At 38.6% G+C, this 9,613-nt stretch carries 9 protein-coding genes and 5 pseudogenes; 10 read left to right on the top strand and 4 right to left on the bottom strand.

Going from position 1 to position 9,613, the window contains the following annotated elements; genetic code table 11:
• Positions 1-271, top strand: a pseudogene (locus J7E66_RS30585) (carbonic anhydrase); the annotation flags it as partial.
• A 136-nt stretch (positions 272-407) separates the two neighbouring features.
• Here the strand turns inward: J7E66_RS30585 and J7E66_RS30580 are convergent.
• A pseudogene (locus J7E66_RS30580) lies at positions 408-642 on the bottom strand (homogentisate 1,2-dioxygenase); the annotation flags it as partial.
• A 693-nt stretch (positions 643-1,335) separates the two neighbouring features.
• On the opposite strand from J7E66_RS30580, the pseudogene J7E66_RS30575 reads away from it, so the two are divergent.
• The 7 genes and pseudogenes from J7E66_RS30575 to J7E66_RS30545 form a co-directional block, all read left to right on the top strand.
• A pseudogene (locus J7E66_RS30575) lies at positions 1,336-2,700 on the top strand (glutamate synthase-related protein); the annotation flags it as partial.
• Positions 2,701-3,791: 1,091 nt separating this feature from the next.
• The gene (locus J7E66_RS30570; protein WP_215007625.1) at positions 3,792-4,133 is read left to right on the top strand and encodes a PadR family transcriptional regulator; all 342 of its coding nucleotides are present in this window, start codon (positions 3,792-3,794) and stop codon (positions 4,131-4,133) included.
• A gap of 1 nt (position 4,134) precedes the next feature.
• On the top strand, positions 4,135-4,476 hold the full coding sequence (locus J7E66_RS30565) for a DUF1048 domain-containing protein (RefSeq protein ID WP_215007622.1): 342 nt from the start codon (positions 4,135-4,137) through the stop codon (positions 4,474-4,476).
• A 52-nt stretch (positions 4,477-4,528) separates the two neighbouring features.
• A pseudogene (locus J7E66_RS30560) lies at positions 4,529-4,659 on the top strand (DUF1048 domain-containing protein); the annotation flags it as partial.
• Positions 4,660-4,817: 158 nt separating this feature from the next.
• Complete coding sequence (locus tag J7E66_RS30555) at positions 4,818-5,579, top strand: ABC transporter ATP-binding protein (RefSeq protein ID WP_215007619.1); 762 nt, start codon at positions 4,818-4,820, stop codon at positions 5,577-5,579.
• Positions 5,580-6,329 (top strand): ABC transporter permease, encoded by a 750-nt coding sequence (locus J7E66_RS30550; protein WP_215007616.1) that lies wholly within the window; start codon positions 5,580-5,582, stop codon positions 6,327-6,329.
• Positions 6,330-6,372: 43 nt separating this feature from the next.
• Positions 6,373-6,561: a hypothetical protein gene (locus J7E66_RS30545; protein ID WP_215007613.1), complete on the top strand. Its 189-nt coding sequence runs from the start codon at positions 6,373-6,375 to the stop codon at positions 6,559-6,561.
• A 274-nt stretch (positions 6,562-6,835) separates the two neighbouring features.
• Here J7E66_RS30545 and J7E66_RS30540 read toward each other — a convergent pair whose 3' ends face one another.
• Together J7E66_RS30540 and J7E66_RS30535 are read right to left on the bottom strand one after the other, a co-directional pair.
• On the bottom strand, positions 6,836-6,994 hold the full coding sequence (locus J7E66_RS30540) for a hypothetical protein (protein ID WP_215007610.1): 159 nt from the start codon (positions 6,992-6,994) through the stop codon (positions 6,836-6,838).
• Positions 6,995-7,130: 136 nt separating this feature from the next.
• On the bottom strand, positions 7,131-7,430 hold the full coding sequence (locus tag J7E66_RS30535; RefSeq protein WP_215007607.1) for a tubby C-terminal domain-like protein: 300 nt from the start codon (positions 7,428-7,430) through the stop codon (positions 7,131-7,133).
• A gap of 324 nt (positions 7,431-7,754) precedes the next feature.
• Here J7E66_RS30535 and J7E66_RS30530 point away from each other — a divergent pair.
• Positions 7,755-8,181 (top strand): annotated as a pseudogene (locus J7E66_RS30530) (IS110 family transposase); the annotation flags it as partial.
• A gap of 114 nt (positions 8,182-8,295) precedes the next feature.
• On the opposite strand, the gene arr reads toward J7E66_RS30530, so the two are convergent.
• Positions 8,296-8,712 carry an NAD(+)--rifampin ADP-ribosyltransferase gene (gene arr, locus J7E66_RS30525; RefSeq protein WP_215007628.1) on the bottom strand — a complete coding sequence of 139 codons (417 nt, stop codon included), beginning with the start codon at positions 8,710-8,712 and terminating at the stop codon, positions 8,296-8,298.
• 290 nt (positions 8,713-9,002) lie between these two features.
• Between arr and J7E66_RS30520 the strand changes: the two genes are divergently transcribed.
• Positions 9,003-9,437, top strand: coding sequence for a hypothetical protein (locus J7E66_RS30520; RefSeq protein WP_215007604.1), 435 nt, complete (start codon positions 9,003-9,005; stop codon positions 9,435-9,437).
• Positions 9,438-9,613 lie beyond the last annotated feature (176 nt).

The following is a 9,613-nucleotide window of genomic DNA, read 5'->3' as shown; positions in this document are numbered from 1 at the left end:
TCAAAAGAATACTGGGGATATACTGAACAAAATATATAAAAACAAAGAATTACAGGACAAGATTCAAACATTAGATTATCTTTTTAAAAATTGCATGCCGGAATTTCCTGAGGGTACGGTAAGTGTATGGCTAGATGGAGGAAAAACTTTAACGGATAGCGTACAAAAAACTGTCAACATCATACGCAATCATCCGCTGCTGCCGTCAAATGTTAAGGTCAAAGAATTATATATTGATCAGGGGAATGAAAAGCTATCAGAAATTGTCTAAGAAACCATTGCTTATGTATATAATGAAATAAAAGTCTTAATTCCTCCAATTATAGGGATTAAGACTTTTTGTTTTGTATTTTAATTATTGTTATAGTAATTAAACTATTAATGAATTTATTTTGATAGCTAGCTGCTCATACTAACTCATGTGCCTTTTTCACGAATACAGCGGTCTGAATGTATCGACCATAACAGCAAGTTCCTGTGTTTCTTTTTTCCTATACTTGCTTCAATTTTTCCTGGATGTGGTAGACCACTTGGATGAAGGGTAATCGATCCCTCTTCAATACCGCGGCGACTCATAAAGTCACCGTTCACATAATAAAGTACTTCATCACTGGACACATTGTTGTGTACATAAGCCGCAGGCCTATACTCTCCTGTAGGTCTTCCTCATTGATCTCTAATTTCCGTTCAATGAAACCTTCATTTTTTGAAAAAGGCCTCATTTTTCATCCGAAGAATGCGGCAATCATGCTTTTGACAAACAAAAGGCAGGTCGCATTGAATTGAACATAGGCCTCCTAACTCGACGCCCTCTGATTATCTATGGGAGAAGAAAGGCATTGTGCCTTTTCTGAAAGTCGATCGATGCTGTCCAAATCCATCCACAAAATTTATGAAGCATCGATCAAATAAAGGACAACCGAAAAACGACCACGAGCTTGATTAAGAGCTTGCGGTCGTTTTTCGTATGAGTGGAACAAATTATTAACTATTAAAAAGGGCTAAAAGAGAGTGGAAATAAACTTGAGCAGAAGTAAAAGAATTAAAAGTGACTATTTTTCTTGATGCATACGATATTTTGTGGTGCAGAAGAATGCTCATCACTCAGTATTGATGGAACTTTAAGTCCAAGAAATGCCAGTAGGACAGTAAAAAGAAATCTTCGAGTAAAATATCTTGCTAATTATCTCTAGCTTGAGAAAATACAATCTGAGATAAATATCAGGCAACATAAAGGATAGTTTTAAATAAACATATTGGTAATGAAAAATAACCGCCCAGCATCAGAATTGCGGATCTTGTCTCAATATTAGTTAGAAAAGGAGGGATTGTTTGATGGTATGGACTATTTTTATCTTTCTATTGATTGTGTTTATTGTAGGACCGATTGCCTTGCTTTTGTGGTTAAATTTTTTAGCTAAGAAACAACAGCATTCGATTATCAGAGCACACCCTTATTTGGGATGGATGCGCTACTTGTTAGAAAAGGTTGGCCCGGAATTCAGGCAATATTGGTTTGCTGATGACAATAGTGGCAAACCATTTTCACGAATAGATTTTTTAGGGATTGTTTTTTCTGCCAAATATCGAAGTGACCTTTTAAGCTTCGGTTCCAAACGTGACTTTGATAAGCCTGGTTATTATATTGCGAATGGTTTGTTTCCCCTATTAAATGAAGAATTAAGGGTTGACAATCAAGAAAAAGTCCATTCAATAATATATAAAATTGATCATGAAGGATTGTTTACTCGTCACGAACAGCTTGAAAAGGACCAAACAACACGTTGGCTTTACCATGAGGAAGATGCCATAATCGTTAGCGGTGATCGGAAATTTCCATGGAGACTTCGCGGTCCATTTGGTGCCTCTGCCACATCTTACGGAGCAGTCGGCGAAAACTATATACTTTCAACAGGTCATGGCAGCCGTTTGGCAGGCGGTTCATGGATTAATACGGGGGAGGGCGGAGTTGCACCAGAGCATTTAGAAAGTGGTGTAGATGTGGTCGCTCAAATTGGCCCTGGTTTATTTGGTTTTCGCGATGATGAGGGGAATTTTTCTATTGATGAATTTAAGTTTAAAGCCAAGGAGCCGAATATAAAAGCATTTGAGCTTAAATTCGGCCAAGGAGCAAAAATCCGTGGCGGACATCTGAAGGGGTCAAAGGTTACAACGAAGGTAGCAAACATTCGTAAAGTTCCAGTGGGGAAAACCATTAATTCACCAAATCGCTTTCCATTTTTGCATAATGTGCTCGAAACGTTGCAGTTTATCAAAATGCTGCAAGATGAAGGTGGAAAACCTGTCGGAATCAAAATTTTCGTTGGATATCCATCCAGCTTGGATAAATTTTTCGAGGCCATGAATAATCTTAGGATTTATCCGGACTTTATTACGGTTGATGGCGGAGAAGGTGGAACAGGCGCCACTTACAAATCAATTGCAGATACAATGGGGCTTCCTTTATATCCTGCTTTAATTGCGGTTGTTGATAAGGCCTATCAGTTTGGTCTACGAAATAAGCTGAAAATTTTTGCTTCAGGAAAGTTAATTTCAGCCGATAAAATTGCTATTGCCCTTGCGATCGGTGCAGATGCCGTGAACTCTGCGTGAGGATTTATGATTGCTAACGGCTGTATAATGGCTCTTCAATGTCATACTGGTAAATGCCCTACGGGCGTAACGACCACCGATCCAAAATAAAATAAACAGACTACCACGTAATTTGGAGAAAATGAGAGATTTTCCTTTGTATATGAGGGAGGACGACTTAAAGTATGCATACTCCTTGAACACTAAGGAGACAATTACTACAAGAGCAAGGCTTTAAATATACATCAAACCTCACTGTGAAATGGCTACAGCATAAGAATAATTTCAAGCCTTGCTCCAAATTACACAATCACCTAGCGCTTTTAAATTCATAAAATATATAGGGTGTATGTATTAGTCACATATCTAAGCCAGAATAATTCTCATGTTCAGAAGTCATTTCCATAGGTCATTTTATTCCATTGACTGCTCAATAAATTGAGCAGTCTTTTTACTTTTCTTTAGTAAGGACATTACATATAAAATATGAATGTCCTTGAATTTATAGAATTTTTCAATTTGGGGTCTTGATAATATACGTTGGTTGGAATCCTAATAAAATGACTTTTGCATTTGAATAAAACAACATTTGTTGTATTACATATTTAATAAAACAATTGTTGTCTTTAAGGAGCCGTAATTATGAAAATGTATAGCGTTGAAGAAGCGTTTGACCTATTAAAAATAAATAAAATTACGACCAACAAAGAGAGTATCCGCAGGTGGCGCAGTTTAGTTTAAGTACATTTCTTCACAAACTTATTGATAAGCCTATCCCTAAAATAACAAACGCATCAAATTAATTGACTCGATGCGTTTGTAACTGAATAGTCGCCTGCTTTTTTTGCGAAGTCGACACCGTTTGTATTACTAATCATGATTTTGATCACTTTAACATGTAAATCAAATCCACGAAAATGAGCGAGTTCTTGGTCATCAAACCCTTCACCAATTATTTTTAAATTATTTAGCTCTTCTTGAGAATAATCACGTGTCTGGCTAAAGTCTAAGCTGTCAAATTTGATAAAACACCTTTGAAGTCGTAATAAGGTCTTTTTTGACGAAAAGTTTTATTGACAAGTGACACTAATTGGTAATACTATATACTAGTAGTCAGTAATACTGAATATCAGTAACACAAAATACCTGTGTTACAGAGTACTGAAAAAATATAAGTAAAATATAAATGGAGGTAAAGAATGGAAAACATCACGGAAATGCTGAAAGGGGTGCTTGAAGGTTGTGTGCTTGAAATCATCAGCCGTGGCGAAACTTACGGCTATGAAATTACGCAACAGCTGCGAGAACTTGGCTTCACTGATGTGGTTGAAGGCACAGTTTATACGATTACCATGCGGCTTGAGAAAAACAATCTGGTGGACATCGAGAAAAAGCCATCCACTATGGGACCGCCGAGAAAATTTTACACACTCAACGTAGCAGGTCAAGAGCAGCTTGAGATTTTTTGGAAAAAATGGGATTTCATCTCAAGTAAAATTAACGAACTTAAGACTAAAATAAAATCAAAAGGAGAGAAGTAAAATGAATATTTTTGAAAAAATTATCGGAAGTCTGGATGACAAGCGGGAATGGAGGGAGATGGAGGCACTTGCGAAGGCACTTCCAAGTGAGTACCGCAACGCTTACAAAGCTATCCAAAAATATATGTGGACTGCTGGTGGTGGTCCCACCGACTGGAAGGACAGCAGCCGTATCTTTGTCGGCATTCTCGACCTCTTCGAGGAAGGAGCAGCGGAAGGCAAGAAAGTCACTGACCTTACGGGCGAGGACGTGGCTGCTTTCTGCGACGACTTGGTGAAGGATGAGCAAACTTGGAAGGACAAATATCGCAAGAAGTTGAACGATACGATTGGTCGTGGCTAACGGTGAATTCCAAGTGGAGTTTCTCCTAGCATCGACACTAACCACGCAAACCGTTACTGGGGACGACTTGGCTTCCTTTCCGACGAACTAGTTGCTACCGCTAAAACCTATGTCGACAAGTATCGTGAAGATTTGAATCAGCGTATCATGAAGCGATTAGAAAAAAGTAAATTCAATAGATAATTTCGACTGAATAGCTGGTTACAAATGAAATGTGTCACCTTCACTATTCAGTTATATTTTTAACCTGGTAGTAAGTAATACAGAATATCAGTCAGACAGAGTAGTGAAGTATAGTCAATCTGGCGCCTTGCTGCGCTTATTATAAGGAGGAAAAAAGTATGAGCAATGCAGCGATTTCTGTAAAAGGGTTAAAAAAATCCTTTAAAGATAAGGAAGTCTTAAAGGGGGTGGATTTTGAGGTGCGGCGTGGCGAAATTTTCGCCCTGTTGGGCTCAAATGGAGCGGGCAAGACGACGACGGTAAACATCCTCTCGACGCTGATGAAGCCCGATGGCGGCGAAGTCGGTATTTGCGGCTTTGACGTCCAGCGTCAACCGGATCATGTTCGCCAGAGCATCAGCTTGACAGGACAGTTCGCAGCTTTAGACGGCATGCTCACAGGAAGGGAAAACCTGATGATGATAGCCAAGTTGCGAGGAGTTTCCAATCCCGCTCAAGTCGCTGACAATCTGATTGCAAGATTCAGCCTGACCGATGCGGCCAACCGCCGGGCGGATAAGTATTCCGGCGGGATGAAGCGCCGGCTTGACATCGCCATGAGCCTGATTGGGACGCCAGAAGTCATTTTTCTCGACGAACCGACGACAGGGCTTGACCCCGAAGCGCGGATTGAAGTCTGGGATACCGTCAAGGAGCTTGCCGACGGGGGCACGACCATCTTGCTGACAACCCAGTATCTGGAGGAAGCCGAACAACTGGCTGACCATATCGCCATCCTGCATGGCGGAAAAATCATCACAACCGGTACCCTTAAAGAACTCAAAGAGATGTTCCCGCCAGCGAAAGTGGAGTATATCGAGAAGCAGCCAACATTGGAGGAAATTTTCCTCGCGATCATCGGCATAAAGGAGGAGATGTAAATGAAAAGCAAAACAGGGGTAATACTAGGACGATTAATGCGCAACATCATGCGCAGCCCGGATACGATTATTACGGTGGCGATTACGCCGATTATGATGATGCTGCTGTTTGTCTACGTATTTGGCGGCGCCATAGAGACAGGTACGGACAACTACGTCAATTATTTATTGCCGGGAATCTTGCTGATGGCTATCGCTTCCGGCGTCGCTTACACTTCCTTGCGGCTGTTTAACGATGTAAAGAGCGGACTGATGGCGCGTTTCATTACCATGCCCATCAAGCGCTCATCGGTATTGTGGGCTCACGTGTTGACTTCGCTTGTTTCCAATGCGCTTACTGTCGTGGTGGTTATCCTCATCGCGCTCTTGATGGGCTTCCGTTCCAGTGCTGGTATCCTGGATTGGCTCGCGGTAGCAGGGATACTCGGGCTGTTTACGCTGGCGCTGACATGGCTGGCGGTCATTCCCGGATTGACAGCGGGGTCTATGGAAGGGGCGACAGCCTACTCGTACCCGCTGATTTTCCTGCCGTTTATCAGTTCGGCCTTTGTTCCTACCAAAACCATGCCTAAAATTGTCCGTGCGTTCGCTGAGAATCAGCCCGTGACTTCAATCGTGAATGCGATTCGAGCCCTCTTGTATGAAGGGTCTGTTGGCAACGATATCTGGATCGCGCTTGCCTGGTGCGTCGGTATCATGGTCATCGCTTCCTTCTTCGCCAGTCAAGCATTCAAACGACAGTTAGGGTAAGTACACTTAAGGGATTAGCCCCTATCAATAGTCAGCCCCTAAGATGAATGCATTTGCTACACATGGCAGGCTACTTAAATGCGGTGCAACCATCGATGAAATCATGGAAATCCTCAAATATGGTGTGGTTGGTGGCGCATCGCTCACTTATACAACTCGGGGTTTCCAGCATGCTTTAGAAGAATTTACAGCGGGTAGTGCTCTTTCGCAAGAGGAGAAATTAAAAGAATAAAGCACATAGATAAAATTGACAGTAAAGAGTAGATTCCGAAGCAAAACCGCTTTAGAAATCAATGTTATTAACTTAAGGAACTATGGATTACATTTCAGTTGGAATGTAATTCATAGTTTTTTCAATTGAAGGAAGAAATTTTAAGGCAACATGAAAAGAGAGAATTTTTCTCCCTTAAATCGGGTTATAAGTTGTTTTATTCCATCTTATCCAATGAAATGATTTCCTTGGCAAAAAGATGGAAGTTTTTAAATTAATAGCATAAAAAAACGGATCAGCCTTCTGACCCGTTTTTCTGTCTATAAAGGATATAAAAGTCAATCAGAATGCCGGCGATGAAACCTGTGAATACATCCGTTGCACTTGGAGCCTGACCATAGTATATTCCTGAATAAATTCCGGCAATCACAGCGCAAATCCAAGCGGCAATCATTCGCTTTTCAACCCCTTTCCCATCTAAATGTATGACATGCGGGTTATAGATATACCCATCTCTCACTTTGCTGGAACGGCGATCCTTTTCTTATTGTACTAAAGTCTTAGTTGAAGAACAGCTTTGTAAATTACTTTTAAGCATCGTAATAATAAAACGTATGAAATAATACGGCAGCAAGACCAGCGACTTCCTGCGTCGTTGACCGTATAATAATAGTATCCAATTCCAATTTTTTGAACAATGAAATATCTGTTTTAATAGGCATGGAAACAATGGCTACTTGGTTATTGTCGCATTTTAAGTAACCAGCACCCGTATGGTCTTTTTCAAAAAGAAATTCATGGTTATCTATTCTAAAATGAAAGCCTTTTTCAATTAATTGAACTCTACGTGAAGCAATCGAAACGGTTTGGGAAGATAAATGGTCAGTCATTTTGTACCCAATACCAGGAAACGCACAGTCATGGTATAAAGTGGTTCTCCATTCACGTTGGCTATTTTGTAACAATAGGGAGCTGGGGGACACTATGGAACAGTTTACTTATCAAGTACCTGAAAAGGTTCATATTTCAACAACTAACTGGGTGCAATAGTTAAAGATTGGGATGGCTGCGGGCAATCACTTTTTCCTATTGCACTACGTGGCAGTTTAGCATTCCTGTAGAGAGTTAATTATTGACTTTGATAAAAAAGGAGCTCCTCAGTAAGATATGAGTATAGACATCACTCTAACTCACACTTTAGGAGGAACCCTACTATGAAGTTTAAAATGCAAGACAAACAAAATCAACTAATAGAAAGAATTTCTGTTAAACACCTTGTTGTTGGTGTGGACATTGCTCAACAATTTCATGTCGCTCGAGCAGTGAATTTTCGGGGAATTGTTGTAGGTGATCCTCTCACATTTGAAAATAACGATGAGGGATTTACTATTTTATTAAACTGGATTAACAAACTAAAAAAGACAAATAACTTAGTTACCACTATAGTTGGCATGGAACCTACGGGATTACTAGATTAATCTATCAAAATGGCTTTTCGAACAGAATATTGATGTAGTAACAGTAAATTCGTACCATGTAAAAAGGAATAAAGAGAATCGAGATAATACTCAGTCAAAAAGCGATAAAAAAGATGCACTAGTTATCGCTGATATGGTGAAGAATGGTTACTATTCCATATTGGCATATAGGATTGAAAAATTATGTACTTAAAAATTTTTACATATTGGAATGATTTTGATAACGGAAAAGAAAAAAAGCCCCTCAATGATTGAGGGGGAAGTGTTTATTTGAAAATTAATCGTATATCACATTTTTTCCTTCTTCACTTAATTTCTTTAAAGATGTAAGCATATGATTTATCTCTTCATCAGAGTGTCTTTCCCATGAAGCTAATTCAGCTATTATTTTTAGAGGTGATTTAGATCTATATGAGCGTGTTGGGTTTCCAGGAAATCTTTTATCAGTTAAGTTAGGATCATTTTCAAAATCTCCTAATGGTTCTACAATGTAGATTCTTTCTTTTGAATTAGATGTTGCTAATTCAGCACCCCATTTGGTAGCATTTAATGTTGCAGTAAAGTATATATGGTTAGATTTTTTTTCTTGGTAATTTGATAAGTGTTGCGGTTCTAATAAATCACCAATTTCTAATTCTGCTTTAGTACCATGAAAAAAAGGACCATTATCTAAGACATCTTTTTTGTCATTTATACTGATACACCTCTTCTATTTTTAGATTTGTATTTAAAGTATAATATAGTGTAGGAATTACAAAAAAATACTCTATTATAAAAATATAAATAACGGTATAATGTAAGTAGAGAGAATGATATTGAGTCATTCTGTTAATGATTATTTTAAATTTATTAAATTAAATGATACTAATATTTATAGTCCAGCTGCCCTTCTAGGCGGCTTTTTCTTATTGTGCTAACTGGCAGGTTAGTGGAATAACTATGTTGTAATGTAAGAAACAGAAGAGTTGTTATAGGAAGTGAAAAATGTTTTTTTATTATTTAATGCTCATACTTGGAGTATTGTTTGTAGTAGGCTCAGCAATTTACTTCATTCTAATGTTTATTGACAAAGACTACCCATTATTAGAAATAGGTAAATGCTTTTTAGCCTTTTTATTTGGTGTTTTACTTTTAGTTGTTACTCTCCCAAGTTTAAAATATGTTGTGCTTAAGGAATATGATGTCGTCAGTGGGAAATGTGTTATCGAAATAGATTCATCAGGTCGTTCTTCTGAAGCGGATTTTGAAATGCTCGATACAGATGAAATGTTTTCCTTCAGAGATATTCCTGCACTAGATGCTTATGGAAAGTCAATCCCTTATTATTGTGAGGTGACAGTTACAAAAGACCATGAGTTTGAAATTAGTTATAAAATATATAATGCCAAAACACGAAAGTTAATAGTAACAAGTAAATAGCCTTTGTTTACAGTTAAGTGTTACCATAAAGTACGTGAGTAACTAAGGGAAAAGAGTTTAAGTGTCATCTTGACTGGTGACACTTTTATTTTTATTAATGTTATTGACAAAAGTTAATGAACAATACGAACAGAATGTGAAGGAATGCACTTAAACTACTATGAAAATAAACTTCT

The sequence above is a fragment of the Bacillus sp. ISL-7 genome, from assembly GCF_018613065.1.
The sequence above is the reverse complement of the archived record's forward strand: the minus strand, read 5'-3'. Positions and strand labels throughout refer to the sequence as shown.

Coding starts and splice junctions, on each gene's coding strand:
- J7E66_RS30540 (WP_215007610.1), bottom strand. CDS start 6,994: ATGATTGCCGCTTGGATTTGCGCTGTGATTGCCGGAATTTATTCAGGA.
- J7E66_RS30550 (WP_215007616.1), top strand. CDS start 5,580: ATGAAAAGCAAAACAGGGGTAATACTAGGACGATTAATGCGCAACATC.
- J7E66_RS30535 (WP_215007607.1), bottom strand. CDS start 7,430: ATGACTGACCATTTATCTTCCCAAACCGTTTCGATTGCTTCACGTAGA.
- J7E66_RS30520 (WP_215007604.1), top strand. CDS start 9,003: ATGTTTTTTTATTATTTAATGCTCATACTTGGAGTATTGTTTGTAGTA.
- J7E66_RS30570 (WP_215007625.1), top strand. CDS start 3,792: ATGGAAAACATCACGGAAATGCTGAAAGGGGTGCTTGAAGGTTGTGTG.
- J7E66_RS30565 (WP_215007622.1), top strand. CDS start 4,135: ATGAATATTTTTGAAAAAATTATCGGAAGTCTGGATGACAAGCGGGAA.
- J7E66_RS30545 (WP_215007613.1), top strand. CDS start 6,373: ATGAATGCATTTGCTACACATGGCAGGCTACTTAAATGCGGTGCAACC.
- J7E66_RS30555 (WP_215007619.1), top strand. CDS start 4,818: ATGAGCAATGCAGCGATTTCTGTAAAAGGGTTAAAAAAATCCTTTAAA.